This window comes from Enhydrobacter sp., from assembly GCA_025808875.1.
GTDB lineage: Bacteria > Pseudomonadota > Alphaproteobacteria > Reyranellales > Reyranellaceae > Reyranella.
The window spans coordinates 2,280,257-2,307,214 of record CP075528.1 but is presented as its reverse complement, the minus strand read 5'-3'; the positions used below and the strand labels follow the sequence as shown (position 1 = coordinate 2,307,214).

Genomic DNA, 26,958 nt, shown 5'->3' with positions numbered 1-26,958 from the left:
AGTCTCACGCGCGGAGGGTAAGCATCCGATGAGCGACAAGATCACCCGCATCGCGAACCTCGACCATGTCGTGGCCTGGGACGAGGCCGAGCAGCGCCACGTCTATCTCGACGGTGCCGACCTGGTGTTCCGCGGCAACGAGATCGTCCATGTCGGACCGGGCTACGCCGGCACCGCTGATACCACCGTCGACGGCAAGGGCTACCTGGCGATCCCGGGCTTCGTCAACGTGCACAGCCATCCCTTCTCGGAACCCGCCAACAAGGGCCTGACCGAGGAGTTCGGCAGCGACAAGCTGGGCCAAAGCTCGCTGTACGAATACCTGCCGGTGTTCGGCCTTGACGCCGAAGATGCCGGCCCGTCCACGTTGGTCGCTCTGTCTGAGCTGCTCAAGAGCGGCGTTACCACGATCACCGATCTCTCGGTGGCACGGCCTGGATGGGTCGAAGATCTCGCGCGCTCGGGGATCCGCGCGGTGGTAGCACCGATGATGCGTCAAGGATACTGGTTCACCCGGAACGGCCATACGGTCGAGTACGCTTGGGACGAAAAGGCGGGGGAAAAGGCCTTCCAGTCGGCGATGGCGACGATCGACGCCGCGCTCAGGCACCCCAGCGGCCGCCTGTCGGGCATGGTCTGCCCGTCGCAGATCGACACCTGCCGCGAAGGCTACTTCAAGGAGGCCCTGCAGGAGGCCCGCGGGCGCGGCATCCCGATGCAGACCCACGCCTGCCAGGCCGTCGTCGAGTTCCACGAGATGGTGCATCGCCACGGCAAGACTCCGATCGAATGGCTCGATGCAATCGGCGTGCTGGGTCCCGACCTGGTGATCGGCCATGCAATCTTCCTCAGCGACCATCCACAGATCCACTATCCGCACGGCCGCGATTTCGAGATCCTCAAAGACTCCGGTGCCGCCGTTGCGCACTGCCCGACCGTCTTCGCGCGCCGTGGCATGGCGCTGAACACGATCGGCCGCTACATGAACTCGGGCATCACGGTCGGCATCGGTACCGACACGTTCCCGCACAACATGGTCGATGAGATCCGGCTCGCCTGCTATCTCGCGCGCGTCGTCTCCGGCAACTACAAGATGGGCACAACGCGGCACGCCTTCGAGGCGGCGACGGTCGGCGGTGCGAAGATCCTGCGCCGGCCCGACCTCGGGCGGCTGGCACCCGGCGCCAAGGCCGACTTCGCCCTCGTCGACATGGCGCATCCCTACATGCAACCGGCGCAGGAGCCGGTGCGCAGCCTGATCTACTCGGCGAGCGACCGCGCCATTCGCCATGTCTATGTCGACGGCGTCCAAGTGGTGCGCGACGGCAAGGTGCAGACCATCGACGTCGACGCGGCAACGGCCGGCCTGGTCGAAGGCCAGCGCAAGCGCCTCAAGACCGTGCCGCAGCGCGATTGGGCCGGCCGCAGCGCCGAGCAACTCGCGCCACCGGTCTACGTGAAGAAGGACCGCCTGCCGCAGAGCCGACCGGTCACCTAGACCGCCGGCACGCCCGAGGTCGTCGAATACTCGAAGTGCAGCGGCGTCTCGGGGTGGATCAGCGCGTAGGCCGAGCGCGCGGCGATGGCGGCCTCGGCAAAGCCGGTCAGGATCAGTTTCAGCTTGCCAGGATAGGTAACGACGTCGCCGACGGCGAAGATGCCCGCCTTGCTGGTAGCGGCTGTCGCGGCATCGACGGCGATCTGGTTGCGCTCGAGCGCCAACCCCCATTCGACGATCGGCCCGAGCGACATGGACAGCCCGAAGAACGGCAGCAGCATGTCGGCCTCGATCTTCCTCACCGCCCCGTCGAGCGTCGCTACCGTGACCGACCTGAGCTGGCCGCCGTCGCCCTCGAGCCCCGCGAGTTGATAGGGCACGACGAGGTCGATCTTGCCTTGCTGCGCCATCACCTTGAGCCGGGCCTCGCTCTCGGGCGCGGCACGGAAGCGGTCGCGGCGGTGGACCACCGAAACGCGCGCGGCTATCTCGGCCAGCGACAGCGCCCAGTCGACGGCGGTATCGCCGCCGCCCGCGATGACCACACGCTTGCCACGCAAGGACTCGCGCTGGGTGACGTAGTAGAAGACGCTCCTGCCCTCGTACGCTTCGATACCGGGAAGCGGCGGTCGGTTCGGCCCGAAGGCGCCGACGCCTGCGGCGACGATCACGGCCTTGGCCTGCAGCACCGTTCCTTTGGAGGTCGTGACCCGCCAGTAGCCGCCGGTGAGTGGCTCGAGGCCCTGCACCTGCTCGCCGAGGTGATAGACCGGACGGAACGGTGCCGCCTGCGCCTTCAGCCTCACCACCAGTTCGGCCGCCTCGATGCGCGGGAAACCCGGGATGTCGTAGATCGGTTTCTCAGGATAGAGCGCGGTGCACTGGCCACCGGCATCGTCGAGCACGTCGACGACATGGCAGTGCAGCCGCACCATGCCGCATTCGAACACGGCGAACAGGCCGACGGGGCCGGCGCCCACGATGACGACGTCGGTCTGGTGCGTGTGTCGTTCCGGCATGATCCTAACGTGGCGACAGGGGGATACGAAATAAAGCCCCCGGCCGCGCGCGACCGGGGGCCAAATTTGGTAGCTGGGGGCGGACTTGAACCGCCGACCCCGGCATTATGAGTGCCGTGCTCTAACCAGCTGAGCTACCCAGCCATGAAGCGCCCGCGGATGGGCGCGAGTGCGGGGTATTAAGGGTGCGGGCGCCGGGCTGTCAACGGCGCCGTCTCCAAGGTAGTCTTGGAGAAAGGCTCCCATCATGTCGCTCTGTCTCTGGGCCGTCGGGCTCATGTTCCTCGCCCTTCCCGCGTTCGGGCAGTCGTGGGCGCGACCAGGCTGGTTCGCCGATCCCAGGACCGAGTGCAAGGTATGGAACGCCTACCCGGTCTCCAACGAGCAGGTGAGCTGGGAGGGCGAGTGCCTCGAGGGCTACGCCGAAGGCAAGGGTGTGCTGCGCTGGATCCTCGCCGGCCAGCCGACCCGCAAGAGCTACTCGGGCGAAATGAAGAAGGGCCGGATGGAAGGCCGCGGCACCCTCACCCAGACCAACGGCGACGTCTATGAAGGCGAATTCAAGGACGGTGAGCGCAACGGCCGCGGCAAGCAGACCTGGTTCAACCGCAACACCTACGAAGGCATGTGGAAGGACGGCCTACCGGACGGACGCGGCACCTACGAATGGTACGGCGGCAGCACCTACACGGGCGACTGGTCTCGCGGCCGGCAGAACGGCAAGGGCATCTTCAAGTTTCTGAACGGCAACTACTACGAAGGCGAATTCAGGGACGGCGTCATCACCGGACGCGGCCGCTACCGCTGGTCGAACGGCGACGTCTACGAGGGCGAATTCAGGAACGAGACGCCCCATGGCGAGGGCTCGTTCAAGGTCTACAGCACGGGCGACGTCTATACGGGCGACTGGGTCATGGGCTGCCTGCGCCAGGGCGACGAAACCATCGCCATTCACCGCAGCAAGCTTAGCTGCGACTTGCGCCGCTAGGCACGCCGGATGAAGCCGCCGCCCAGCACGCGACTGCCGCCCGCCGAATCGTGGATCACGCAGGCCTGGCCGGGCGCCACCCCGATCTCGGGCTCGACGAAGCGCACGATGGCACCGCCACCACCGAACGCCACCAGCGCCGGCCGCAGCGCCTGGGAGGACCGAACGCGCACCTGCACCGGCAGGGCATCCGCGATCGGCGGACCAATCCAGTTCACGTCGCGCAGCGCGACCTCCGAGCGACCGAGCGCGCCGCGGGGACCGACCACGACGCGGCGGGTCTCCGGCTCGAGCCGAACGACATAGAGGGGCTCGTTGTCGGTCCCGTCGCGGCCGCCGAGGGACAGACCGCGACGCTGGCCGACGGTGAAGCCTATGATGCCGTCGTGGCGGCCAATCACCCGGCCATCGAGATCGACAATGTCGCCGGGTTCACCGCTCTCGGGGCGGAGTCGGCGCACGACGGACGCGTAGTCGCCACTCGGCACGAAACAGATGTCCTGACTGTCGGGCTTGTCGGCGACGGGCAGGCCGAAGCGCTCGGCCAGCGCGCGCGTCTCGCTCTTGGTCAGGTTGCCGAGGGGAAAACGCAAAACGTCGAGCTGCTCGCGCGTCGTGCCGAACAGGAAGTAGCTCTGGTCGCGCGCCGGATCGGCGCCGCGATGGAGTTCCGGTCCGGCCTCGCCCACCACCCGCCGCACGTAGTGGCCGGTCGCGAGCGCCTCGGCACCGAGTTCGCGCGCGGTCCGCAGCAGGTCGCGGAATTTCACGGTGCGGTTGCAGGTGATGCAGGGCACGGGGGTCTCGCCGCGCACGTAGGAGTCGGCGAAGGAGTCCATGACCTCCGCACGAAAACGGCTCTCGTAGTCGAGCACGTAGTGCGGGATGCCGATGCGCTCCGCGACATGGCGCGCATCGAGAATGTCCTGGCCGGCGCAGCACGCACCCTTCTTGCCGACAGCGACTCCGTGGTCGTAGAGCTGCAGCGTCACGCCGAGCACGTCGTAGCCCTGTTCCTTGAGCAACGCCGCCGCGACCGACGAATCGACTCCTCCCGACATGGCGACGACCACCCGCGTGTCGGCAGGTGCCTTGTCGATGTCGAGGGAGTTACGGGCCATGGCGCGGGCTATATAAGGCGCCGGTCGTTGCGCCGCCATGCCTCGCCAAGCGGTGCCGCCCTCGGTATGGCAATTTGGATCATAATTTCTGACGCCCGAGGGTGTGGCACGCTGGCGGAAATTGCGGCAATAGCGAAAAGGCCTATACAGAATTCCGAGCGACCGCTCGTGCCGACACTCCGGGCTGGGGCATCTCCTGCAGCGGTCGACCGGTCAGTCGCGGCGATAGCCGGTGTCGCGCACCGCCTTGGCCACCCCGTTGCGGTCGTAGACGATCCGCACGCGATCGCCCATCTGGACGTCGCCGTCGTCGTACTGGGCGATGGTGATCTGCTCGCCATTGTCCTTGCGCACCGTCACCTCGATGCCACGCCGCGTGGAATTGCGGTCGACCGCCGTCCCGGCGATGGCGCCGCCCACCGCGCCCAACAGACCGCCGACCACCGCACCACCGACCGAATTGGTCGTCGCCGCGCCGATCGCCGCGCCGCCGGCCGCGCCGAGGCCGCCGCCGATCAGCGTGCCGTCGCTCACGCCGCCGCTGGCGCTGCGGATCGGCACCTCGCGGATGGCTACGACTTGGCCCGATTCGCCGCGATAGGCGCCTGGCGCCGAGGTCTGTACCACGCCGGGCTGCACGCCGCCGCTCTGGGTGCAGGCGCCGAGTCCCGCCACCATGGCCAGCGGCAGCATAACGGCGGCCATCCTCTTGCCGAGCATCACGACCATCCCTTTCTTATGTTTCAATCGGTACGCCGTGCGGCGTCGCGCACGACCCTGGCGACGCCGCCCCGCCCCTGAACGATCTGTACGCGATCCCCCAGTTGAATGTCGCCGTCATCGGACTGCGCAACCACGACGGTCTGGCCGTCGTCCTTCTGCACCGTGACCTCGATTCCCCGGCCGGCGCCACGTTGACCGTCGACGATGCTGCCGGCGATGGCGCCGCCCACCGCGCCGAGCAGGGCGCCGATCAATCCACCTCCCACCGTGCTGCTGGTGGCGCCGCCGATCGCCGCACCGCTTGCCGCACCGATCAGGCCGCCGAGCAGCGGTCCGCGTCCGGAACCACCCCCGGCGCCGCGCAACGCCACCTCGTGAATGGACACGACACGTCCGGCCTCGCCCGGCACCGCGGCGGCATAGGTCGTCGGCGCGACCGTCGTGCTTGCCGAGGTGTGCACGATACCGGGTCGCACCGCATTCGATTCGCACGCCGACAGGCCCACCACCAGCCACAGCGGCAGCAGCCAGCGCATCCCGTAGCCCCGCATGGAAACCCCTCTCGAAGCATGCAATTTCGTCAACATTTTCGACGAAATTGCGGCGCCTACCCCAAGCCTTCGAGGGTTACGCATGGACGAGGGCGTTCATCCCCGCTCCTCCATCCAGGCCGCCTGAATGGCCTCCAGGATCTTCTCGTTGGAGCGGTTGGGATCGTCCTCGAAGTCGGGGAGTTCCAGCACCCAGCGGTGCAGGTCGGTGAAGCGCAGATTGACGTTGTCGGCGTCGGGATGGCGCTCCTCGAGTTCGATCGCGATGTCGTGGACGTCGCTCCAGCGCAGCTTGCGGGCCATCCTCATCCCCTACTTGTCGACCATCATGTTTCGCGTCGCCGCCGGCAACTTGACCACCAAGCCGTCGAGCTCGTTGGACATGCGGATCTGGCAGCCCAATCTGGACGTATGGGTGAGGCCGAAGGCGAGGTCGAGCATATCCTCCTCGTCCTCGCTCGCCGGCGCGAGCTTGTCGAACCAGCCCTGGTCGACCACGACATGGCAGGTCGAACAGGCAAGCGACCCCTCGCAGGCGCCCTCGATGTCGACGCCGTTGCGATGGGCGATCTCGAGCACGGAAAGACCGAGCGGCGCCTCTACCTCCTGGCGCGACCCGTCCTTCAGGATGAACGTCATCTTCGGCATCTAGTCCCCTACTCGTCTCTCCAGGTCGCTGACCGCCACGCCGGACAGCGCGTCGCGGATACCGCGATCCATGCGGCGCTCGGCGAACGGCTTGCTGAGCGCCTCGAGGGCCTCGGCAGCGGCGTTGATGGCGTCGCGATCATCGCCGTTGCTTGCCTCCTCAAGCCGTGCCCGCGCTCGATCCAGTTCAAGGCGTTCGTCGACCGACAGCAACTCTCCATCCCGTTGAAGCGCGGCATCGAGCGCAAGCAGGTTGCGCCGCCCTTCGACTCGCGCCTCGGTGAGCAGGCGGCGGGCGATGTCCTCCTCGGCGTACTCGAGGCTGTCGTAGAGCATGTCGGCCATGTCGTCGTGGCTCAGCCCGTAGGACGGCTTGACCTCGATGCGCTGGGCGACCCCGGTGGTTTTCTCGTCGGCCGAAACGGTCAGCAGGCCGTCGGCATCGACGGCGAAGGCAACGCGGATGCGGGCGGCGCCGGCCGCCATCGGCGGGATGCCGTGCAGCTCGAACCGCGCCAAGCTGCGGCAATCGTCGACCATCTCGCGCTCGCCCTGCACGACGTGGATGGCCATCGCCGTCTGGCCGTCCTGGTATGTGGTGAACTCCTGGGCGATCTGGACCGGGATCGGTGTGTTGCGCGGCACGACCTTCTCGACCAGCCCGCCCATGGTCTCGAGGCCGAGCGACAGCGGTGCCACATCGAGCAGCAGCGTGTCCGAACCGCCGGTCAGCGCCTCCGCCTGCAACGCCGCGCCGAGAGCCACGACCTCGTCGGGGTCGATGTCGACGAGCGGCGGCCTGCCGATCATCTCGGCGACCCGCGCGCGCACCAGCGGCACGCGCGTCGAGCCGCCGACCAACACCACGCCCTGCACGTCGGCGGGCTTCATGTCGGCGTCGGCCAGCACGTGGCGCGCGATGTCGAGCGTCTTCGTCACATATCGGCCGATCATCGCCTCGAACTCGGTGCGCGACAGCGCGTGGAACGACGGCATACCGGCGAGCTCCAGCCGGCCCGATGTCTGGTCGCGGTCGGAAAGCTGCTCCTTCATCGTGCGCGCGAGCGCCAGTGCAGCCTTCACCGCACCTTCGTCCACCCGGTCGCCGATGCCGTCGCGCCTGCGCTCCTCCAGCATGCGTTCGGCGATGGCGCGGTCGAAATCGTCGCCGCCCAGGGCGGTGTCGCCACCGGTCGCCAGGACCTGAAACACGCCCTTCTCCAGCCGCAGCAGGGAGAAGTCGAAGGTGCCGCCGCCCAGATCGTAGACCGCGTAGAGACCCTCCGCGCCCTTGTCGAGGCCGTAGGCCAGCGCCGCCGCGGTCGGCTCGTTGACCAGCCGCAGCACCTCGAGCCCGGCGACGCGTGCGGCGTCGCGCGTGGCGGTGCGCGCGGCATCGTCGAAATAGGCCGGCACGGTGATGACGGCGCGTTCGATCTTCTTGTCCAGTGCGGCCTCGGCGCGATGGCGCAAGGCCTTGAGGATCTCGGCGGAGATCTCGACCGGCGAGCGCGCCTTGCCGCCGATCCGGAGCTTGACCATGTCGATCTCGCCGGTGCCGGGTTCGATCTCGTAGGGCAGCACGCCCGCGACGGCGTGCAGGTCGCCCGCGCCGCGGCCCATCAGGCCCTTGATCGACGCGACGGCGTTCTTCGGCTCACGCACCATCAACAGGCGCGCCGCATCGCCGACCAGAACGCCGCCGGCCGCGGGCCAGGCGACGACCGAGGGCACCAGCGCCTTGCCGGTCTCGTCGTGCAGGGTGGCAGGCTTACCCTCGCGTGCGATGGCGACAACGGAGTTGGTCGTACCGAGATCGATGCCGACCGCCAGCGAGCCTTCGCCGGCATGGGGCAGTGGCGTTTCGCCTGGCTCGTGGATTTCCAGCAGCGTCATGTCCTCGCCTGCTCCAGGTTCGTGCGGCGCGCGCGCGCCTCGTCGGCGAACTTGTCGAGGTAACGCAGTCGAAGCAGCGCCTTTTTGATGGCGACCCCGTCGTTTGCCGAGAACAAGCCGCCAAGCCCGTCGAGCGCACGGCGCATGTCGTCGCGTACCCCGGCCGCGAGTGCTTCGACCGCCTCGCTCGTCATCGCGTCCTGCAACGCCTCGCGCGCCTCCATGGCTTCCATGAGAAGCTCCGGATCGTCGATCGTCTTGCCGTCGCCGGGCAACTCGACACCTCTCAGTTGCGCCAGATAGACGGCGCGGGCGAGCGGGTCCTTGAGCGTGCGGTAGGCGTCGTTCAGGGCGGCTGCCTCGATCGACGCCCGTGCGCGCTCCTCGGGTGGGCGCGCCGCGAACCGATCGGGATGCCATTTGCGCTGGGCGGCAAAGTAGGCCCGGTCGAGGGCCGTCGCATCGAGGTCCAACGCCGCCGGCAGTCCCAGCCGCGCGAAATGATCCATGGCGACCGAACGCAGGTCAGACGTGGAAGGATTCGCCGCAACCGCAGCGGCCCTTCTCGTTGGGGTTCTTGAACACGAACCCCGATTTCAGCTTCTCTTCCTCGTAGTCCATCACCGTGCCGATCAGGAACAGCGATGCCTTCGGGTCGATCAGCAGCTTCACGCCCTCGGCCTCGACGATCTCGTCCATCGGCTCCTGCTTGTCGGCGAATTCCAGCGTGTAGGACAGGCCCGAGCAACCCTTGGTGCGCACGCCGATCCTGATGCCGGCCGTCGGCTTGCCGCGCCCATCGATCAGCGCCTTGACGCGCTCGACCGCCTGGGGAGTCACGGTCATGACCTGCGGCCGCGGACGGCGCGGACGCAGTGCCGCGGCGGGCTTGACGGCTTCCGTGGTGACGGGCGTGCTCATACGTCGTTACTCCGCGGCCGGCGTCTCATGCATGCGCTGCGGCAGGCTCTCGTCCTTCTTCGCCAGCTTGGCGCGGTAGTCGGCGATCGCCGCCTTGATCGCGTCCTCGGCCAGCACCGAACAGTGGATCTTCACCGGCGGCAGCGCGAGGTGCCGGGCGATATCGGTGTTCTTGATCGTCTCGGCCTCGTCCACCGTCTTGCCCTTCACCCATTCGGTGACGAGCGACGACGAGGCGATCGCCGAGCCGCAACCGAAGGTCTTGAACTTGGCATCCTCGATCAGCCCGTCCGGGCCGACCTTGATCTGCAGCTTCATGACGTCGCCACAGGCCGGCGCACCGACCAGGCCGGTACCGACATCCTCGGCGCTCTTGTCGAGCGACCCGATGTTGCGTGGGTTCTCGTAGTGATCGATCAGCTTCTCGCTGTAGGCCATGACACTCTCCTCGATGTCCCCAAAGACCGCGTCAGTGCGCGGCCCATTCGATTGACTTCAGGTCGATGCCCTCCTGGGCCATTTCCCAGAGCGGGCTCATCTGGCGCAGGCGCGTTACGTGACGCACCAGCTCGTCGATGGCGGCGTCGACCTCCTGCTCCGTCGTGAAGCGGCCAAGCCCGATGCGCAACGACGTGTGCGCGAGCTCCTCGTCGACGCCTAGCGCGCGCAGCACGTAGCTCGGCTCGAGCGAGGCCGAGGTGCAGGCCGATCCGGATGACACCGACAGGCCCTTTATGCCCATCATCAGCGACTCGCCCTCGACATAGGCGAAGCTGATGTTGAGGTTGCCGGGAATGCGCTGTTCCAAGTCGCCGTTGACGTAGATTTCCGGCAGCTTGTCGCGCAGGCCCTCGAGCATCCTCTCCTGCAGCTTTTTCAGCCGCCTGGCCTCGGAATCCATCTCCCTCAGGCAGATCTCCGCGGCCTCGCCCAACCCGACGCAAAGCGGTGCGGGAAGGGTGCCCGAGCGAAATCCGCGTTCCTGACCGCCGCCGACGATCAACGGCACCAGCCGCACGCGCGGCTTGCGACGGACGTAGAGGGCGCCGATGCCCTTGGGACCGTAGATCTTGTGGCCGGAGATGCTCAACAGGTCGATGTTCATGGCCTCGACGTCGAGCGCGATCTTGCCGGCCGCCTGTGCCGCATCGGTGTGGAAGAACGTCTTCTTCTCGCGACAGATCTTGCCAATCTCGGCGAGCGGCTGGATGACGCCGATCTCGTTGTTCACCGCCATGATCGACACCACCACCGTATTGTCGGTGATGGCGGCGCGCAGTTGGTCGAGATCGACGAGGCCGTTCTTCTGCACCGGCAGATACGTCACCTCGAAGCCGCTCTGCTCAAGGTGGCGGCAGGTGTCGAGCACGCACTTGTGCTCGGTCACAGTAGTGACGACGTGGTTCTTGCGGTCCTTGTAGAACTCCGCGACGCCGCGAATGGCGAGGTTGTTCGATTCGGTGGCGCCCGAGGTGAAGATCACTTCCTTTTCGTCGGCACCGATCAGCTTGGCGACCTGGCCACGCGCCTTCTCTACCCCTTCCTCGGCTTCCCAGCCGTAAGAATGGCTGCGCGAATGGGGATTGCCGAACTTGTGGGTGAAATACGGCATCATCGCTTCCAGCACGCGGGGGTCCATCGGCGTGGTGGCCTGGTAGTCCAGATAGATCGGCTGGTCGTTGCGCCGGATCTGTGTGAAAGCGCTCATGCTAACCCCTTGAAATCCCTATGCAGCTCGGGCTTTCCCGATTTCCGACTGACCCACTCGGATATATAGGTCCCGCCACGCCGCGATCAAGCGTTCGATGTCCGATGCTTGGCTGTTCCAGCCGAGGCTGATTCGTACCGCCGTTTCGGCGATCGCCGGGGCGACGCCCATCGCCAACAGCACCGCCGAACGCGTCACCTTGCCCGACGAACAGGCCGCGCCGGCACTGACACATACGCCGGCGAGATCGAGTGCCATCACTTGGGTCTCCGCCCTCACTCCGGGCATCGACACGCAGGTCGTGTTGGGCAGACGAACGGCTCCCGCCCCGAACACATACGCCCCTGGCGCGAGATCCAGCAGCGCGCCTTCCATATGATCGCGCAGTCCTTCCGTGGCGAGGCCGGCCTTCGCCTCGACCGTCGCGGCGCCGAAACCGACGATGCCGGCGACGTTCTCGGTGCCGGCGCGGCGATTGGATTCCTGGCCGCCGCCGATGCGATCCGGCATCAACGGAGCACCATCGCGCACGACGAGGGCACCGACGCCCGCCGGTCCGCCGAGCTTGTGCGCCGACAGCGTGAGATAGTCGACACCGAGACCATGCAGGTCGACGGCAACCTTGCCGGCGCCCTGCACGGCGTCGCAATGGACGAGCGCCCCGACGGAGCGTGCCAGACGCACCACCTCGGCGATCGGCTGCAACACGCCAGTCTCGTTGTTGGCGAACATGACCGAAACCAGCGCCGGCTCGCGCGACGGCGTCAGCCGCTGCTCCAACTGGCCGAGGTCGATGCGGCCTTCGCCGTCGACCGGCAAGATCTCGGCGCCGACCGCGGCCTTCAGCACGCTGTCGTGCTCCACTGCCGAGACCAGCAAACGGCGACGGCCGCAGCCCGCCAACACCAGATTGTTGGCCTCCGTGCCGCCCGAGGTGAACACGACCTCCGCCGGCAAGGCGCCGACCAGATCGGCGACTTGACGCCGCGCACGGTCGAGCCGCGCCCGCGCAGAGCGGCCGACACGATGTACCGAGGAGGGATTGCCCGATGCGCGCAACGCCTCGACCATGGCGTCGAACGCCGCCGGCCGCAGAGGGCTGGTGGCATTGTGATCCAGGTACGCTGACGCGGCGGCCATCAGACGAACTCCACTCAGCTGGCGGCGGCCATCGAATCCGAGTTGGCCGGTGTCAACGGCGCCTCGACGATGCGCGTGGCAAGCCGGCGCTCGAGCACGTCGTGCAGGGTGACGGAGCTCAGGAAGGTATGAATCTGGTTGCCCAACTCTTCCCACAGATCGTGGGTCAGGCACTTGCTGCGGTCGGTGCGGCAGCCCGGCGCGCCCATCTCGGTGCAGCGCGTGGCGCTGATCGGCTCGTCGACCGCCAGGATGATCTCCGACACCCGCGTCTCGGTCGAGCCTCGCGCCAGACGATAGCCGCCACCCGGGCCGCGCACGCTCTTCACCAGACCGGCCCGCCGCAGGCGGGCGAACAGCTGCTCGAGATACGAGAGAGAAATCTCCTGCCGGGTGGCGATGTCGGACAACGACACCGGTTTCGCCTGCGCATGCCGCGCCAGATCGACCATCGCCATGACGGCGTAACGTCCCTTGGTGCTGAGCTTCACAGCATCCTCCTCACGCCGGACTACCCGGCAGCCGCGTTGCAACGCCCGAAAACTCTTGAAACTCAGGCGCCACTAACGATATTCCCCACCCCCGAGCGGGGATCACGAAAAGACCAACTCGCGCGGTCGGGTTTAATAAACCCGAGTGCTTCGGTCAAGAATCAAATTTTCTAAAGAATTCTGTGGGTTAAGATCGCTTCCATGCCTGACGTGATGTTCACCGGCCCCGAGGGTCGCCTGGAGGGCCGCTATCACCAGAGCCAGGAAGAGCACGCCCCGATCGCCCTGATCCTTCATCCGCATCCGCAATATGGCGGGACGATGAACCACAAGGTCGTGTTCTCGCTGTTCCATGTGTTCGTCAATCGCGGCTTCTCGGTGCTGCGCTTCAACACGCGCGGCGTCGGCCGCAGCCAAGGCCGCTTCGACAACGGCATGGGCGAACTGTCGGACGCCGCAGCGGCGCTCGACTGGCTGCAGACCATGAACGCCGACGCCAAGTCGTGCTGGATCGCCGGCTACTCGTTCGGCGCCTGGATCGGCATGCAACTGCTGATGCGCCGGCCGGAGATCGATTGTTTCATCTCGGTGGCGCCGCCGGCCAATTCCTACGATTTCGGCTTCCTTGCCCCTTGCCCGTCCTCCGGCCTGATCGTCGGCGCGGAGAAGGACGAGGTCGTGCCGCTGGTCGATATCCAAAAGCTCGTTGCGTTGTTGTCGCGACAGAAAGGCATCACGATCGAGGCGCAGACGGTCAAGGGCGCCAATCACTTTTTCCACGACTCGCTCGATAAGCTCGCGGTCGGCGTCGACAAGTACGTCGCCAAGTGCCTGCTCGAACCGCCTGGCCGCGCAACGAGCAACAAGGAGCCGTAGCCCGCGTCTGGCGACCTACCCGGATAGTCAAAGCGACCGATGACGCCGTTCCAGAGCCAGATCGCGCGTGAACTTTCACCGGACGACGACACTCGACGGTTGGTCGCGGCCGCAGCGAACGTCCTGGGGCGGTGACCCGGCCCTAACCGACGACGGGCGGCTCGCCTTCGAGGTACCTGCTCTTCCCGGGCGCGAAGGGGTCCAGCCCGGGCCAGATGAACAGCAGGCGCGCCGGCACCGGTCCCGACGAGCCCCAGGCGTGCGGTGCATTGGGCGGAATGATCACGACTTGGCCCGCGGCAGCGGTCTTTCTCGTCCCACCCGTCTCGACCCAGATCTCGCCTGCCTCGACGAGAATGACCTCCTCGTAGGCATGGAGGTGCCTCGGCGCCGCGGCGCCCGGCTCGACCACGTTCGACAGCACGCTCACCTCGGAGGCGCCCTGCTCGCGCGAGACGAGCCACTTGCCCGTCATGCCGGCGCGCATCGCGACCTCAGCCACTTTCCCAGCATCCACCACCGGCATTGCGACCTCCCTCGAGGCTTGTTTCAGCGGCCCTTCAGTTTGCGCCACGTGGCGAAGTCGTCGAGCGACTTCGGGTCGGTCGCCGGATAGAGCCCGAAAATGCCCTGCCCGGCCTGCACGCGCTCGGTCACGAAATCCTCGTAAGCCGTCATCTCGAACGCCTCGTCGGCGATCTCGTCGGCGACCTGCGCGGGAATCACGATCACGCCGTCGCTGTCGCCCAGGATGACGTCGCCAGGAAACACTGGCGCGTCACCGCAGGCGATCGGCACGTTGATGTCGATCGCATGGTGCAGCGTCAGGTTCGTGGGCGCGCTCGGCCGGCTGTGAAATGCCGGAAAGCCGAGCCTGGCGATCTCGTCCGAATCGCGGAAGCCGCCGTCGGTGACGACGCCGGCGACGCCGCGCATCTTCAGCCGCGTCACCAGGATGGCACCCGCCGAGGCGGCGCGCGCGTCCTTGCGGCTGTCCATCACCATGACGTGGCCGGGCGGGCAATCCTCGATCGCCTTGCGCTGCGGATGGCCGCGGTCGCGGAACACCTCGAGCTTGTTGAGGTCCTCGCGCGCCGGGATGTAGCGCAGGGTGAAGGCTTCGCCGACCATCGATTCGGCGAGCGGCGACAACGGCCGCACGCCCTGGATCGCCTGGATGCGCAGGCCGCGCTTGAACAGTGCGGTGGCGACGGTGGGTGTCGCGATGGTCTTGAGTTTGCCACGTGACTCGGGTTTCACCGGTGCGCTCCTCAGTAGATCGACGGCTCGGCCACGGCCTTGCCGAAGCCGGTTTCCAGGAAGTCGAAGTCGCAGCCCTCGTTGGCCTGCTTGATGTGCCGGGTAAACATCCAGCCGTAGCCGCGCTCGTAGCGCGGCGCCGGCGGCCTCCAGGCGGCGCGGCGCCGCGCCAGTTCGTCGTCCGACACGTTCATGTCGATGCGCCGCTTGTCGACATCGAGCGAGATCATGTCGCCGGTGCGCACCAGGGCGAGCGGGCCACCGATGTAGGCTTCGGGCGCGACATGCAGAATGCAGGCACCGTAGCTGGTGCCGCTCATGCGCGAATCGGAGAGCCGCACCATGTCGCGTACCCCCTGTTTCACCAGCTTCCCCGGGATCGGCAGCATGCCCCACTCCGGCATGCCCGGTCCGCCCTGCGGGCCGGCGTTGCGCAGGATCAGCACCGTGTCTTCAGTGACGTCGAGATCGTCGCGGTCGATGGCGGTCTTCATCGAGGCATAGTCGTCGAACACCAGCGCCGGCCCCGTGTGCTTCAGGAACTTGGGCGCGCAGGCCGACGGCTTGATGACGCATCCGTCCGGCGCGAGATTGCCCTTGAGCACCGCCAGCGCGCCTTCCCTGTAGATCGGCTTGTCGATCCGGCGGATGACGTCGTCGTTGTGGATTTCGGCACCTGTGATGTTCTCGCCAAGCGTCCTGCCGGTGACGGTGCGTTCGCCGAGATGCAGGTGATCGCGGATCTGGTTCATCAGTGCCGGCAGACCACCGGCATAGAAGAAATCCTCCATCAGATAGACGTCGCCCGACGGCCGGATGTTGGCGAGCACCGGCACCTTGCGGCTGGCGCGCTCGAAGTCGTCGAGACCGACGTCCTGTCCGGCGCGACGGGCCATGGCAACGAGATGGATGATCGCGTTGGTCGAGCAGCCGAGCGCCATCGCCGTGGCGATGGCGTTGAGGAAGGCGTTGCGCGTCAGGATATTCGACGGCGTGAGGTCTTCCCACACCATCTCGACGACGCGCCGACCGCTCGCCGCGGCCATGCGGATGTGATTGGCGTCGGCGGCCGGGATCGACGACGCGCCCGGCAGGCTCATGCCGATCGCCTCGGCCATCGCCATCATGGTCGCTGCCGTGCCCATGGTCATGCAGGTACCGTAGCTCCTCGCGATACCCGCCTCGACATTCACCCAGTCCTGGTCGGTGATGGTCCCGGCGCGGCGCTCGTCCCAGTACTTCCAGGCGTCGGAGCCTGAACCCAGCACCTTGCCCTTCCAGTTGCCGCGCAGCATCGGTCCCGCTGGCAGGTAGATCGCCGGGATGTTCATGCTGGTGGCGCCAAGCATCAAAGCGGGTGTGGTCTTGTCGCAGCCACCCATCAGCACCACGCCATCCACGGGATGCCCGCGCAGCAACTCTTCGGCATCCATCGCAAGCAGATTGCGATAGAGCATGGTCGTGGGCTTCAGGAAGCTCTCCGACAGCGACAGCGCCGGCAGCTCCATCGGGAAGCCGCCGGCCTGCAGGATGCCGCGTTTTACGTCGTCGACGCGGCTCTTGAAATGCATGTGGCAGGGCTGCGCATCGGACCAGGTGTTGAGAATGGCAATCACCGGCTTGCCGGCCCACTCCTCCGGCGCGTAGCCCATCTGCATGGCGCGCGATCGATGGCCGAACGAGCGCAGGTCGTCGGGCGCGAACCACCGCGCACTACGCAACTCTTCCGGCTTCTTCCTGCCCATCCCGGGTCCCTCCATTTTTCGGAGGGACCGTAGCGCTCGCTAAGCCCGGATGAAAGCCAGCAGGTCGAAGTTGACGATGTCGGGATGTGTGGCGCACAGGCCGTGTGGCAGGCCCGGGTAGGTCTTCAAGATGCCCTTCTTCAGCAGCTTGGCCGTGAGTGGCGCGGAGTCGGCGTAGGGCACGATCTGGTCGTCGTCGCCGTGCATGACCAGCGTCGGCACCTCGATCTTCTTCAGGTCTTCGGTGAAATCGGTCTCCGAGAAGGCCTTTATGCAGTCGTAATGGGCCTTGGCGCCGCCCATCATGCCCTGACGCCACCAGTTGTCGATCAGGCCCTGACTGACCATCGCACCCGGTCGGTTGAAGCCATAGAACGGGCCGGTCGGCACGTCGCGAAAGAACTGCGCGCGGTTGGCCACCAGCGCAGCGCGAAAGCCGTCGAATACCTCGATCGGCAGTCCGCCCGGATTCTTCTCTGTCTTGAGCATGATCGGTGGCACGGCGCCGATCAGCACCGCCTTGCCCACCCGACCCAGCCTGGCGCGCGCCGCGTAGTGCGCGACCTCGCCGCCGCCGGTCGAATGACCGACATGCACCGCCCCTTCGAGATCGAGCGCGTCCGTGACCGCGGCCACATCGGCGGCGTAGGTGTCCATCTCGTTGCCGGTGTCGGTCTGGGTCGATCGGCCATGCCCGCGGCGATCATGCGCGATCACGCGAAATCCCTTCTCGAGAAAGAACATCATCTGCGCATCCCAGTCATCGGCGCTTAGCGGCCAACCGTGATGGAACATGATCGGCTGGGCATCCTGGGGTCCCCAGTCCTTGTAGAAGATCTCGACACCGTCACTGGTTTTGATCGTCGGCATGCGCGTACTCCTCAGGCTGTGAAGGACCGGGCAAGAACCATGCGCGCCCGAGGTTACCGGCGAAAGTCGACTTACGGCGAATGCAGCCGGCCACCCGTCAGCGGCCGCGGCGCCCCGGTCGTCGTCGGAAAGGTGATCGGCAGACCGCGCAGTGACCGCACGGCCAAGAAGGCGAAGGCTTGCGCTTCCAGCGCGTCGCCATCCCAACCGAGCTGGGATGCCGCCACAATATCACTGCCCGTCTCTTCGGCAATGGCCCGCAGCAAGGTCGGATTGCGCGCCCCGCCGCCGCAGATGATCCATCGCCTCGCCGGCTCGGGAAAATGCTTCGCCGCCAGCGCGATGGCGCGCGCCGTGCCGCGCGTCAGCGTCGCTGCGCCATCGGCCGCGCTCAATCCTTCCGCCCAGCCGTCGCTGAAGTCGCCGCGGTCGAGCGACTTAGGCGGCTCGCGCGGGAAGTAGCGGTGCTCGCTGAACCGCTCCAGCCGCGTGCGGTCGACCTTGCCCGATGCGGCCAGTGCGCCCTCGTGATCGAAGCGCTGGCCGGCGCGCTTCATGCACCAATCGTCGATCGGCCCGTTACCAGGCCCCGTGTCGAACGCCAGCAGCGAAGCGTCGGCGCCTACCCAGGTGACATTGGCGACACCGCCGATATTCACCACAGCCACCGGTAGCTTCATCTCACGCACGAGCGCCGCATGGTAGATCGGCACCAGCGGCGCGCCCTGCCCGCCCGCGTCGACGTCAATGCCGCGCAAATCGCTGACAACGCGCACACCAAGTGCGTGGGCAAGCGCGTCGCCACTACCGATCTGCCAAGTGAAGCGCCTGTCTGGACGATGGGTAATGGTCTGGCCATGGAAGCCAACCACGTCGACGCTAGATAGAGCAGCACCGGTTTCAGCGACCCAGCGCCGGACGGCGGCAACATGCGCGTCGGTAACTGCCCACTCGGCTGCGTCTGTCTCGGCATTCTGCCGCTCGGCACCAAACACGGCCCGGATCTGGCGACGCAGCGCGTCGTCGTAGGGCACCGTAAGCGACGGACCGAAGCGGGCAATCCGCTCGCCGTCGGTCTCGATCAGCGCCACGTCGACCCCATCGACCGAGGTCCCGCTCATCAGGCCGAGCGCGCGCATCAGGCGAGATACCGGCGCATGCGCTCGACCAATGGCCTGTCCTGGACCGGATCGAACTTGCGCGACGTCGTCCAGTCGTAGCCGATCCAAGCCGGCCGACCGCCCTTGTCGCCCAGCTCGGACCGATAGCGCGGGATGATGTGGGTGTGCAGCGCAGACTCGCTGTTGCCCAGCGTCTCGTAGCTGATGCGCCAGGCGTCAGTGAGAGCGAGCAGCGCGTCGCCGACGCGGAAAGTGTCGAGCGAGTATTGAATGCGCCCGGCCTCATCGAGTGAGTTGATGCTTTCGACCACAGGATCGGCCAATAGCAGGCAATAGCCCGGCAACGGCTGTACATCGCCGACCACCAGCCAGCCCGCCTTCATCCGGCAGATCACGTAGGGATTCCGTCCACGCCGGACCAAATCCACTCGTTCTTCTATGAGGTTAGGCAACCCTTGCGGCTCCGTTGAGGGGCGGACGGTGCTGTGTTACACCCGCGTCCCTTCACGGACAATTCGGCCGAGCGGAGAGATGTCGGGGTTCAAGTCGGATTTCATGCGGATCGTGCACGAGCGTGGCATGGTGCATCAGTGCTCCGATGCCGCACGTCTCGACGAGCTGCTCGCGACCGGAACCCGCACGGCCTATATCGGCTTCGACTGCACCGCCGATTCGCTGCATGTCGGTCATCTCACCCAGGTCATGCTGCTGCGCTGGTGGCAGAAGACCGGCCACAAGCCGATCGCGCTGATGGGCGGTGGCACGACCAAGGTCGGCGATCCCTCGGGGCGCGACGAGACGCGCCAACTGCTGACGCCCGAACAGATCGACGCCAACATGGCGGCCATCAGGAAGAGCTTTTCCAACTATCTCGCCTTCGGCAGCGGCGAGACCGACGCCGTCATGGCCAACAACGCCGAGTGGCTCGACGGCCTGCTTTACATCCCGCTGCTGCGCGACGTCGGTCGGCACTTCTCGGTCAACCGCATGCTGACCATGGACTCGGTGAAGCTGAGGCTCGAGCGCGACCAGCCGCTCACCTTCCTCGAGTTCAACTACATGATCCTGCAGTCTTACGACTTCGTGGAACTGTACCGGCGCCACAGATGCATCCTGCAGATGGGAGGCTCGGATCAGTGGGGCAACATCGTCATGGGCGCCGATCTCGGCCGCCGAGTCGAAAGCGCGGAGCTGTTCGCGCTGACCTCGCCCTTGCTCGCGACCTCGTCGGGCGCCAAGATGGGCAAGACGGCGGCGGGTGCGGTGTGGCTCAATCCCGACCGCCTCAGCCCCTACGAATTCTGGCAATACTGGCGCAACACCGAGGACGGCGACGTCGGCCGCTTCATGCGCACCTTCACCGAGCTGCCGCTGGACGAGATCGCGCGGCTGGAGAAGCTGCAGGGGGCTGAGATCAACGAGGCGAAGAAGCTCCTCGCCACCGAGGTGACCCGGCTGGCGCACGGCGCAGAGGCGGCGAATCGCGCGGCCGACACCGCGCGGCAGACCTTCGAGGACGGTCGCCGCGCCGAGAGCCTGCCGACCGTCGATGTGCCGCGGGCGCAGTTCGCGGAGGGAGTGGCGGCCTTCGAGCTGTTCCACACGGCAGGGCTCGCGCCCAGCCGCAACGAGGCGCGCAAGCTGATCCGCGGCGGCGGCGGGCGGCTGAACGACCAGCCGATCGCGAGCGACGCCATGCTTGTCGGCGAGCGGCATCTCGACGCCGCCGGCACGCTCAAGCTCTCCGCCGGCCGCAAGCGCCACATGCTGGTGCGCGCCGTCTAGGGTGCCACGGGCGCCGGCAGTATCTGCTCCGGCCTGGCGTCGGCATCGGGCGGCGGTCCGGAACTGTTGAAGAGCTCGCGCAAGGCGCCGGGCGTCACCGCCGACATCATGTTGATATTGGTCTTGAGGTCGTCGAGCGGCCCCTCGAGACGATAGGAGATGGCGAAGACGCCTCCGTCCTTGCCGCCGGTCAGCAGCGGACCGAGCAGTGGCACGTTGGACAACAGATTGTTGAGGGCGAAGCCCGGCACGACCACGCCGCGCAGCTGCGCCGTCTCGGACGCCAGATCGATCGTGCCGGTGGCGGTCAATCCGATCGATTGACCGCTCGTGCGACCGTCTCGGATCTCGATCCGATCGCCGACTTTCGACAGCTTCGCCTCCAGGCCCGTGAATTGCTGCAGGGCATTGCCCGCGCGGCTCAGCCCGTCGATCATGGAATTCACGGTACCGACCCCCGAACGCGGCGTGGCAACCCGCTCAAGCCGGTAGGGCCCCAACGTCAGCGTGCCGGTGAGCGGGGAATCGGCCTGCGCATCGTCGAACTGACCCTGGATGTTCAGGAACGGTCCGACCAGCCCGTCGAGCCATCCCGCTTCCTGGAGAAACTGGCCGAAGTCCGGAACGTAGATGGCAAGAGCACGCCGCTGTCCGCCCGCGGGCGTAACGCGAAACGCCGAGCCCTTGCCGGCGCTCAGGGCCAGATCGGCCGCGGCAACGCGATCGCCGGTCATGTTCAGCTTGCCCGAGACCGACCCGAGCGCACCGCGCTGCAGCAACAGCTGGCCGATCTGGATCGACAGGCGCGTGCTCGCCTGCCCGGCCGACGCCGCACCACCCGGCTCGGCCCTGGCGACATCGTCGCGCGCCTTGAGCGCCTGACGCACTCTCGACAGCTCGAGGCTGCGCCCGCTCAGCGCAACGTCTACAGCGCCCGCCGCGCGCTTCCAATCGAAAGCGATATCGGACCTTCCGAGCGCGAACTGCGAGAGGCTGAGCTGCTGGATGGCGCCGCCGTCGGCGAAGCGCGCCTGTCCCTTCGCCGCCAGACCGCCACCCCGTCCATCGAACTCGAGCGACGTCACCTTGCCGCCCGGCACGAGCTTGATCGTCGCCGCGAGTTGCCCATCGACGCCGGGCTCCTTGCCCCAGGCGAGCTCGGACACGGAGACCTGCGCCGCCTTGAGATCGAATCGGCCGATCACCTCGCCCGTGCCGTTGGGCTGTACCTGATAGACGACGTTGGTTGAAACCGGCCCCGCCACATAGGGCTCGGGCGACGGAAGGCCCGCCTTGACCAGCATCGACGCCGGGAAAGTGCCCTTGACTTCGTAGCGATGGCGATACGGGACCTTCTCCCCAAAGAGGTTGCGCCACGAGATTTCGGCGGGATTGCCGTCGAGCTTGCCCCGACCGGTGACGACGAGTTCGGCCCCGGCATAGCGTACGTGGCCGGTCGTATCACTGAGGTCGACATCGCCGATGGCGTCCCGGAGTGAGAAATTAGTCATATCGGCATCCGCCGTGATGGCGATCTCGGCCACCGTGAGCGCCTCGATCAAAGGGAACGAGAGCTGCAGGTCGATCGCCGTGCTGCCCGCCAGCCGCTTGGGGTCGAGGGTCGCGTCCTTCGGCAGCCCGAGCTGGCGGCGCGCCAGCAATGCCATGACGGTGGCCGAATCGCCCGAGATCGCCAGGCGCAGCGCAGCCATGTGCGGAAGTGGACCGTCGAGCCCCGTCAGGTCGATCGTCGCCCCATCGAGGCGCAGCCCGACCGCGGTGCCGCCGGAAACGATGAAGCGCAATGTCCCGCCTTCGAAGCGGGCGGTCCCCCAAACGTCCTCCAGCTCGGGCATGTGCGGCATGTAGCGCACCTGCATGCCGCGATAGTCGAGGAAGCCGACCGCCTTGGTCACGGCAAGCTGGGCGATGTCGTTGCCCGGAGCGCTGAGGCCGAACTCGGCGGCAATATCCAGAGAGCCACCGCTCAGATTGGCGAGCGCCCATCTCCGTCCGCCCTCGGCGAACTGCAGGGGCCAGTAGTCGTCCAGCCGGTCGATCGAAATGTTTCGAAGCTCGGCGCGGCCGGCGAATTCCTGGCCCTTTTCGGTCTTCGCCCCATTGCCGGTGATCGACAGCTTGGCGATGCCGAGGTCGATGTCGATATGGTCGATCCTCGAGCGGTGCGCGCCTGCGTCGATCGACGCATGCGCGTTGACCGAGTGGACCTTGTGCGCACGCGGCAGAACACCCGGCAGGCTGAGCGTGCCGTTGCCCCCGGTCACATCTATTGTCACCGCGCGTATGGTGCCGGCCCCGTCGGCTTCGATGGACAGGCGGCCCGACAGGGCAATGTCGACACCGCGCAACAGGGCGACGTCGGGCGACAGGTCGGCCATCATCGACGGCTTGATGCCGTCGACCTTGGCTTCCGCGGAGATACGACTGCGGTCGCGCGCGTAGGTGCCGGAGAGGGAGACCTCCACCGGATCTCCGCCGTTACTGAATGTCGCATCGGCGGCGATGTTCACCCCGCCGGCGCCGCGCGTCAGGTTGGCACGCGCGTCTTGCGCCAGCCAGGCGATCCCGCTCGGAACATCGCGAACCGTCACCCGGGCGCGCTCGACGCGCACGGCATCGAGTTGCCCGAGAATTGAAGCGTAATTGGGCTCCGCCATGAGCCGCTCGACCAGAAGATCGACGGCGCGGTCCTGGCCTCCCCCTCCGTCGCTCGCCAGGATGCGCCGCAACATGCCGCCCTCGCGGGCAATGTCGAGACTGAGCGTCGGCCGGTCGACGACGATGGCGGTCGGCAGGAAGCGACCGCGCACGACGCTGCGTGGCTCGAAGCTCAAGGCGATGCTGGGAGCCGTGGCGACCTGCTGCCTGTCGGCGTCCAGCACCTGCACGCCGACGAACACCAGCCTCATCGGCTCGCGCAACGCGCCCCACTCGGCGTAAATGCGCTCGGCTTCGACCCTCATTTTGCCGCCCGGTGAATCGAACTGGTTGGGGAAGTGGCCGCGCAGGAAATCGAGGTCGACCGGCCCCGCCATCAGGCGCATTGCCACCACGACGACGGGCACCGCGATGACGACGAGCGCCACGACGATGATGCGCTCGACGACACGATAGGTTCTCTTCACCAAGCTCGATTCTTCCGCGTTCTTGACGATGACGCCGCTGCCGGGCAAGCGTGCCGATCTCGATTGGACAATCTAGCTGTCGTCATACCGCATGTCTTGGCTTTCGACCGCCCGTCTTCCCCGGCCCCACGACGAACAGCGCCGATCCGTCGCATGGGCGCGCTGGACCGAAGCAGCGTCGCCACCCGACGACGCGGCGGAGATAGGGTTGCTCGACGCCGTGTTCGGCAACAGCCCATATCTCACCGAAACAGTCCTACATGACACCCGGTTTATGACCGATCTGTGGCGCCGCGGTCCCGACGCCGTCATAGCGGATCTCGAGGCCCACACCATCGCCGCCCGTGGTGCCGGCACGCCGGAACAAGCCGCCGCACTGCTGCGCCGCCTCAAGCGGCGGATGGCGCTCACGGTCGCCGTCGCCGATATCGCGGGTTGTTGGCCGCTCGAGCGGGTCACCGCGGCGCTGAGCGGGTTCGCCGCGACCTGCCTCGACGTCCTGCTCGCGACGATGGCCGAGCGCGATCCGTTTGTCGCGGCGATGTCGGTCATCGGGATGGGCAAGCTCGGTGCCTCGGAGTTGAACTACTCCAGTGATATCGATCTCATCCTGCTCTACGACCGCGAGACGCCTCTCCTCGCCAGCAACGACCAGATCAGCCGCGACATGGTCCGCGCGGCGCGCCTGCTGGTGCAGCTCATGTCGGAGACGTCGGTCGACGGCTATATCTTCCGCACTGACCTGCGTCTGCGGCCCGACCCCGGCTCGACGCCGCTTGCCATGTCGGTGCAAGCTGCCGAGCTCTATTACGAAAGCGTCGGGCAGAACTGGGAGCGCGCTGCGATGATCAAGGCCCATCCCGTCGCCGGCGACCGGTCCACGGGCCAGGAGTTCCTCGCCACGCTGAGACCCTACATCTGGCGCAAGCATCTCGATTTCGCGGCGATCCACGACATCCATTCGATCAAGCGCCAGATAGACGCGCATCGCGGCGGCGGGACCGTCAAGGTGTTGGGGCACAACGTCAAGCTCGGGCGCGGCGGCATTCGCGAGATCGAGTTCTTCGCCCAGACGCAGCAGCTCATCTTCGGTGGCCGCAATCCGTCGCTGCGCCTGCGCGGCACCTGCGAGACGCTACGCGCCCTCGCCGCGGCAGGGCATGTCGCCCCCGCTGCGGCCGACGAGTTGATCGAGGCCTATGGTTTCCTGCGGCGCGTCGAGCATCGCCTGCAAATGGTCGACGACCGGCAGACGCACAGCCTGCCGGGTGACGAGGCGGGTATGGCGGCCATCGCCACGTTCCTCGGCTACGACGACGCCGAAGTCTTCCAACGCGACCTGCTGCAGACCCTGCGTCGCGTCGAGGGTCACTACGCGCACCTCTTCGAGGAGGCGCCGAGCCTCGCCGGCCCCGGCGGCAACCTCGTCTTCACCGGCACCGACGACGATCCCGGCACTCTCGAAACCCTGCGCACGCTCGGCTTCGGAGAGCCATCGGCCGCCTCCGGGATCGTGCGGCGCTGGCACCATGGCCGCTACCGCGCGACCCGTTCGGCGCGCGCGCGCGAGCTCCTGACGGAGTTGATGCCGGCGCTGCTGAAGTCTCTCGGCGGGACGGCGGCCCCCGACCAGGCGCTGCTGAACTTCGACCAGTTCCTCGGCAACCTCCCGGCCGGCGTGCAGCTCTTCTCGCTGTTCAAGTCGAACCCCCCTCTGCTCGAACTCGTGGCGGCGATCATGGGCAGCGCGCCGCGCCTGGCTTCGCATCTGGCGCGCCGGACACTGCTGCTCGATTCGGTGCTGTCGCCCGACTTCTACAGGCCCTTGCCGTCGGCCGACGAAATGGCGGCCGAGTTGGCCGGATTGCTGTCCGCCGCCACCGACGAGCAGGATGTCCTCGACATGGCGCGACGCTGGACCAACGACCGCCGCTTCCAGGTCGGCGTCCAGCAACTCAAGCAGATTGTCCGGCCGGCCCGGGCAGGTACCGCCTACTCAGACGTCGCCCAGGCGACGATCGCGAGCCTGTCAGGTCGCATCGAGAAGCAATTCGGCGAGGCGCATGGCGCATTTCGCGGCCAGCGACTCGCCATCCTCGGGCTGGGCAAGCTCGGCAGCCGCGAGATGTCGGCGACCTCGGACCTCGACCTCATTTTCGTCTATGACATCCCGCCCGACCTCGAAGCGTCGGATGGTCGCCAGCCGCTGCCGCCGATCCAGTACTACACGCGCCTGTCCGGAAAGATCGTGACGGCCCTCACCGCCCTGACTAACGAGGGTGCTCTTTACGAAGTCGACATGAGGCTGCGGCCCTCCGGGCGAGCCGGGCCGCTCGCCAACTCGCTCGAGGCCTTCGAGACCTACCAGTCGCGATCCGCCTGGACGTGGGAGCACCTGGCGCTCACGCGGGCGCGCGTGATCCACGGTCCGCCGGGGCTGGTGGATCGTCTGACCGACATCGTGAAGGCGACGCTCTGCCGCAATCGCGACCCCGATGCGCTCGTGCGCGACGTCGCTGACATGCGCGACCGCATCGCCCACCACGCTCCGCCCAAGAGCGCCTGGGACTTCAAGCATCTGCCGGGGGGCCTGTTCGACATCGACTTCGTCGCCCAATACCTCGCCCTGCGCCGCGCCGCCGAGCGCCCCGACCTGCTCGATCCGCACCCAGCCGAGATGCTGCATCGCGCGGCCGATGCGGGCTTCATCGATCGCGGCGATGCCGAGCGGTTGCGCGCGACACGCCTGTTGCTCTCGGACGTGCAAAGTTTGTTGCGCCTCACCCTCGATGGCGACGAGGCCGCCTTCGACGAAGCCGCGGCACCCGAAGGCCAGCGCCGGCTGATCGCCGCGACCGAGGGAGCGGCCGACCTCGGCGCCTTGCGCCAACGCATCGCCGACGAAACGGCCGAGGCACGTGCTATATATCGCCGAGTCATCGAACAGCCGGCGCGCACGGCGGGCTGGAAGCCGAGGAGCGAGCAATGAGCGTCGAGGAAGGGAAGAAGGCACCGAACTTCGGCGCCGCCACCGACGGCGGCAAGAAGCTCAAGCTGTCGGAACTGCGCGGCAAGCCCGTGGTGCTCTATTTCTATCCGAAGGACGACACGTCGGGCTGCACGGCCGAGGCCTGCGGCTTCCGCGACGCCTTGCCCGATTTCTCCAGACTCAAAGCGCACGTCATCGGCGTGTCGAAGGACAGCGTCGAGCGGCACGACAAGTTCAAGAAGAAGTACGGCCTCAACTTCCCGCTGGTGTCCGACGAGGACGGCAGGATCTGCGAGAAGTACGGCACCTGGATCGAGAAGAGCCTCTACGGGCGCAAGTACATGGGCATCGACCGTGCCACCTTCCTGATCGACAAGACCGGCGCCGTCGCCAAGGTGTGGCGCAAGGTGAAGGTGCCGGGTCACGTCGACCAGGTACTGGCGGCCCTGAAGGAACTCTAGT

The 26,958-nt window shown here is 66.9% G+C and carries 26 protein-coding genes and 1 tRNA gene; 6 read left to right on the top strand and 21 right to left on the bottom strand.

Translation table 11 applies throughout. The annotated features are described in order from the left end of the window. Positions 1-28: 28 nt before the first annotated feature. On the top strand, positions 29-1,498 hold the full coding sequence (locus tag KIT25_11365; GenBank protein UYN97492.1) for an amidohydrolase family protein: 1,470 nt from the start codon (positions 29-31) through the stop codon (positions 1,496-1,498). Here KIT25_11365 and KIT25_11360 read toward each other — a convergent pair. Together KIT25_11360 and KIT25_11355 are read right to left on the bottom strand one after the other, a co-directional pair. Continuing rightward, on the bottom strand, positions 1,495-2,517 hold the full coding sequence (locus KIT25_11360; protein ID UYN97491.1) for an NAD(P)/FAD-dependent oxidoreductase: 1,023 nt from the start codon (positions 2,515-2,517) through the stop codon (positions 1,495-1,497). The two genes, KIT25_11365 and KIT25_11360, sit on opposite strands and share 4 nt — an antisense overlap. A gap of 67 nt (positions 2,518-2,584) precedes the next feature. Beyond that, a tRNA-Met gene (locus KIT25_11355) sits at positions 2,585-2,661 on the bottom strand. Between the two features lie 103 nt (positions 2,662-2,764). Here KIT25_11355 and KIT25_11350 point away from each other — a divergent pair. Beyond that, positions 2,765-3,505: a hypothetical protein gene (locus tag KIT25_11350; GenBank protein UYN97490.1), complete on the top strand. Its 741-nt coding sequence runs from the start codon at positions 2,765-2,767 to the stop codon at positions 3,503-3,505. Here the strand turns inward: KIT25_11350 and mnmA are convergent. From mnmA to KIT25_11290, 12 genes are all read right to left on the bottom strand, one after another. Continuing rightward, entirely contained in the window at positions 3,502-4,626 is a 1,125-nt protein-coding gene (gene mnmA, locus KIT25_11345; GenBank protein ID UYN97489.1) for a tRNA 2-thiouridine(34) synthase MnmA, read from the bottom strand. The genes KIT25_11350 and mnmA overlap by 4 nt on opposite strands. 213 nt (positions 4,627-4,839) lie before the next feature. Continuing rightward, the gene (locus KIT25_11340; protein ID UYN97896.1) at positions 4,840-5,304 is read right to left on the bottom strand and encodes a hypothetical protein; all 465 of its coding nucleotides are present in this window, start codon (positions 5,302-5,304) and stop codon (positions 4,840-4,842) included. A gap of 65 nt (positions 5,305-5,369) precedes the next feature. Continuing rightward, positions 5,370-5,900, bottom strand: a complete 531-nt coding sequence (locus KIT25_11335; protein ID UYN97488.1) for a hypothetical protein — start codon at positions 5,898-5,900, stop codon at positions 5,370-5,372. Positions 5,901-5,996: 96 nt separating this feature from the next. Beyond that, positions 5,997-6,203, bottom strand: coding sequence for a Fe-S cluster assembly protein IscX (iscX, locus tag KIT25_11330; GenBank protein UYN97487.1), 207 nt, complete (start codon positions 6,201-6,203; stop codon positions 5,997-5,999). 9 nt (positions 6,204-6,212) lie between these two features. Then, a complete protein-coding gene (locus KIT25_11325; protein UYN97486.1) occupies positions 6,213-6,548 on the bottom strand; it encodes a ferredoxin family 2Fe-2S iron-sulfur cluster binding protein in 336 nt (111 codons plus the stop codon). Continuing rightward, on the bottom strand, positions 6,549-8,444 hold the full coding sequence (hscA, locus tag KIT25_11320) for a Fe-S protein assembly chaperone HscA (GenBank protein UYN97485.1): 1,896 nt from the start codon (positions 8,442-8,444) through the stop codon (positions 6,549-6,551). Continuing rightward, entirely contained in the window at positions 8,441-8,953 is a 513-nt protein-coding gene (gene hscB, locus KIT25_11315) for a Fe-S protein assembly co-chaperone HscB (protein ID UYN97484.1), read from the bottom strand. Before hscB ends, hscA begins: the two co-directional genes overlap by 4 nt. Before the next feature lie 16 nt (positions 8,954-8,969). Beyond that, on the bottom strand, positions 8,970-9,290 hold the full coding sequence (locus KIT25_11310; GenBank protein UYN97895.1) for an iron-sulfur cluster assembly accessory protein: 321 nt from the start codon (positions 9,288-9,290) through the stop codon (positions 8,970-8,972). Between the two features lie 81 nt (positions 9,291-9,371). Continuing rightward, positions 9,372-9,803, bottom strand: coding sequence for a Fe-S cluster assembly scaffold IscU (gene iscU / locus KIT25_11305; protein UYN97483.1), 432 nt, complete (start codon positions 9,801-9,803; stop codon positions 9,372-9,374). Between the two features lie 31 nt (positions 9,804-9,834). After that, positions 9,835-11,073, bottom strand: a complete 1,239-nt coding sequence (locus tag KIT25_11300) for an IscS subfamily cysteine desulfurase (GenBank protein UYN97482.1) — start codon at positions 11,071-11,073, stop codon at positions 9,835-9,837. A gap of 18 nt (positions 11,074-11,091) precedes the next feature. After that, positions 11,092-12,213, bottom strand: a complete 1,122-nt coding sequence (locus KIT25_11295) for a cysteine desulfurase (protein ID UYN97481.1) — start codon at positions 12,211-12,213, stop codon at positions 11,092-11,094. A 14-nt stretch (positions 12,214-12,227) separates the two neighbouring features. Continuing rightward, positions 12,228-12,704, bottom strand: coding sequence for an Rrf2 family transcriptional regulator (locus KIT25_11290; protein ID UYN97480.1), 477 nt, complete (start codon positions 12,702-12,704; stop codon positions 12,228-12,230). A gap of 201 nt (positions 12,705-12,905) precedes the next feature. On the opposite strand from KIT25_11290, the gene KIT25_11285 reads away from it, so the two are divergent. Then, entirely contained in the window at positions 12,906-13,580 is a 675-nt protein-coding gene (locus KIT25_11285) for an alpha/beta hydrolase (GenBank protein ID UYN97479.1), read from the top strand. A gap of 142 nt (positions 13,581-13,722) precedes the next feature. On the opposite strand, the gene KIT25_11280 is transcribed toward KIT25_11285, so the two are convergent. The 6 genes from KIT25_11280 to KIT25_11255 form a co-directional block, all read right to left on the bottom strand. Beyond that, complete coding sequence (locus KIT25_11280) at positions 13,723-14,082, bottom strand: cupin domain-containing protein (protein UYN97478.1); 360 nt, start codon at positions 14,080-14,082, stop codon at positions 13,723-13,725. Between the two features lie 47 nt (positions 14,083-14,129). Further along, positions 14,130-14,855 (bottom strand): ribonuclease activity regulator RraA, encoded by a 726-nt coding sequence (locus tag KIT25_11275; GenBank protein UYN97894.1) that lies wholly within the window; start codon positions 14,853-14,855, stop codon positions 14,130-14,132. After that, the gene (locus KIT25_11270; GenBank protein ID UYN97477.1) at positions 14,852-16,585 is read right to left on the bottom strand and encodes a dihydroxy-acid dehydratase; all 1,734 of its coding nucleotides are present in this window, start codon (positions 16,583-16,585) and stop codon (positions 14,852-14,854) included. The genes KIT25_11275 and KIT25_11270 overlap by 4 nt, the downstream gene beginning before the upstream one ends. 39 nt (positions 16,586-16,624) lie before the next feature. Beyond that, positions 16,625-17,455, bottom strand: a complete 831-nt coding sequence (locus KIT25_11265) for an alpha/beta hydrolase (protein UYN97476.1) — start codon at positions 17,453-17,455, stop codon at positions 16,625-16,627. A 71-nt stretch (positions 17,456-17,526) separates the two neighbouring features. After that, on the bottom strand, positions 17,527-18,594 hold the full coding sequence (locus KIT25_11260) for an anhydro-N-acetylmuramic acid kinase (GenBank protein ID UYN97475.1): 1,068 nt from the start codon (positions 18,592-18,594) through the stop codon (positions 17,527-17,529). After that, positions 18,594-19,028, bottom strand: a complete 435-nt coding sequence (locus KIT25_11255; GenBank protein ID UYN97474.1) for a hypothetical protein — start codon at positions 19,026-19,028, stop codon at positions 18,594-18,596. Before KIT25_11255 ends, KIT25_11260 begins: the two co-directional genes overlap by 1 nt. 79 nt (positions 19,029-19,107) lie before the next feature. Between KIT25_11255 and KIT25_11250 the strand changes: the two genes are divergently transcribed. Then, complete coding sequence (locus KIT25_11250) at positions 19,108-20,361, top strand: tyrosine--tRNA ligase (protein UYN97473.1); 1,254 nt, start codon at positions 19,108-19,110, stop codon at positions 20,359-20,361. On the opposite strand, the gene KIT25_11245 is transcribed toward KIT25_11250, so the two are convergent. Next, positions 20,358-23,555 (bottom strand): hypothetical protein, encoded by a 3,198-nt coding sequence (locus tag KIT25_11245; GenBank protein UYN97472.1) that lies wholly within the window; start codon positions 23,553-23,555, stop codon positions 20,358-20,360. The genes KIT25_11250 and KIT25_11245 overlap by 4 nt on opposite strands. 43 nt (positions 23,556-23,598) lie before the next feature. Between KIT25_11245 and KIT25_11240 the strand changes: the two genes are divergently transcribed. Both KIT25_11240 and bcp read left to right on the top strand, forming a co-directional pair. Continuing rightward, positions 23,599-26,496, top strand: coding sequence for a bifunctional [glutamine synthetase] adenylyltransferase/[glutamine synthetase]-adenylyl-L-tyrosine phosphorylase (locus KIT25_11240; protein UYN97471.1), 2,898 nt, complete (start codon positions 23,599-23,601; stop codon positions 26,494-26,496). Then, the gene (bcp, locus tag KIT25_11235; GenBank protein ID UYN97470.1) at positions 26,493-26,957 is read left to right on the top strand and encodes a thioredoxin-dependent thiol peroxidase; all 465 of its coding nucleotides are present in this window, start codon (positions 26,493-26,495) and stop codon (positions 26,955-26,957) included. Before KIT25_11240 ends, bcp begins: the two co-directional genes overlap by 4 nt. Position 26,958: the final 1 nt, after the last annotated feature.

Coding starts and splice junctions, on each gene's coding strand:
- KIT25_11365 (UYN97492.1), top strand. CDS start 29: ATGAGCGACAAGATCACCCGCATCGCGAACCTCGACCATGTCGTGGCC.
- KIT25_11360 (UYN97491.1), bottom strand. CDS start 2,517: ATGCCGGAACGACACACGCACCAGACCGACGTCGTCATCGTGGGCGCC.
- KIT25_11350 (UYN97490.1), top strand. CDS start 2,765: ATGTCGCTCTGTCTCTGGGCCGTCGGGCTCATGTTCCTCGCCCTTCCC.
- mnmA (UYN97489.1), bottom strand. CDS start 4,626: ATGGCCCGTAACTCCCTCGACATCGACAAGGCACCTGCCGACACGCGG.
- KIT25_11340 (UYN97896.1), bottom strand. CDS start 5,304: ATGGTGGCGGGACTCGGCGCCTGCACCCAGAGCGGCGGCGTGCAGCCC.
- KIT25_11335 (UYN97488.1), bottom strand. CDS start 5,900: ATGCGGGGCTACGGGATGCGCTGGCTGCTGCCGCTGTGGCTGGTGGTG.
- iscX (UYN97487.1), bottom strand. CDS start 6,203: ATGGCCCGCAAGCTGCGCTGGAGCGACGTCCACGACATCGCGATCGAA.
- KIT25_11325 (UYN97486.1), bottom strand. CDS start 6,548: ATGCCGAAGATGACGTTCATCCTGAAGGACGGGTCGCGCCAGGAGGTA.
- hscA (UYN97485.1), bottom strand. CDS start 8,444: ATGACGCTGCTGGAAATCCACGAGCCAGGCGAAACGCCACTGCCCCAT.
- hscB (UYN97484.1), bottom strand. CDS start 8,953: ATGGATCATTTCGCGCGGCTGGGACTGCCGGCGGCGTTGGACCTCGAT.
- KIT25_11310 (UYN97895.1), bottom strand. CDS start 9,290: ATGACCGTGACTCCCCAGGCGGTCGAGCGCGTCAAGGCGCTGATCGAT.
- iscU (UYN97483.1), bottom strand. CDS start 9,803: ATGGCCTACAGCGAGAAGCTGATCGATCACTACGAGAACCCACGCAAC.
- KIT25_11300 (UYN97482.1), bottom strand. CDS start 11,073: ATGAGCGCTTTCACACAGATCCGGCGCAACGACCAGCCGATCTATCTG.
- KIT25_11295 (UYN97481.1), bottom strand. CDS start 12,213: ATGGCCGCCGCGTCAGCGTACCTGGATCACAATGCCACCAGCCCTCTG.
- KIT25_11285 (UYN97479.1), top strand. CDS start 12,906: ATGCCTGACGTGATGTTCACCGGCCCCGAGGGTCGCCTGGAGGGCCGC.
- KIT25_11270 (UYN97477.1), bottom strand. CDS start 16,585: ATGGGCAGGAAGAAGCCGGAAGAGTTGCGTAGTGCGCGGTGGTTCGCG.
- KIT25_11265 (UYN97476.1), bottom strand. CDS start 17,455: ATGCCGACGATCAAAACCAGTGACGGTGTCGAGATCTTCTACAAGGAC.
- KIT25_11260 (UYN97475.1), bottom strand. CDS start 18,594: ATGCGCGCGCTCGGCCTGATGAGCGGGACCTCGGTCGATGGGGTCGAC.
- KIT25_11250 (UYN97473.1), top strand. CDS start 19,108: ATGTCGGGGTTCAAGTCGGATTTCATGCGGATCGTGCACGAGCGTGGC.
- KIT25_11240 (UYN97471.1), top strand. CDS start 23,599: ATGTCTTGGCTTTCGACCGCCCGTCTTCCCCGGCCCCACGACGAACAG.
- bcp (UYN97470.1), top strand. CDS start 26,493: ATGAGCGTCGAGGAAGGGAAGAAGGCACCGAACTTCGGCGCCGCCACC.